Here is a 252-nt window from a genome sequence, read left to right on the forward strand (position 1 = left end):
AGCCCAGAATGCCTGCGAAGCTCGCCGCGCGCGTTGCCAAGTTGCAGCAGTTCCGTACGATGCTGCCGACACAGGCATGGCGAACGGTTCGAGATGCACTACAGGGGCTTCCAGATCCGGAAGGTCGCGAAGCAAAGAAGTTCGCGAACCACATCTATCAGGCAGGTGCGCGCTCCTACCCCGGGCATACCGGTAGCCCACTCGATCTGCCCGCAAAGACGCTCAAGGCCGGCGGCCATGGCGTGCCAGGGG

At 63.5% G+C, this 252-nt stretch carries 1 pseudogene; it reads left to right on the top strand.

Annotation, left to right across the window (positions count from 1 at the left end):
- Positions 1 to 252: pseudogene (locus tag AN391_RS20855) on the top strand (hypothetical protein); the annotation flags it as partial.

The organism is Pseudoalteromonas sp. P1-13-1a, assembly GCF_001401875.1.
Lineage (GTDB): Bacteria > Pseudomonadota > Gammaproteobacteria > Enterobacterales > Alteromonadaceae > Pseudoalteromonas.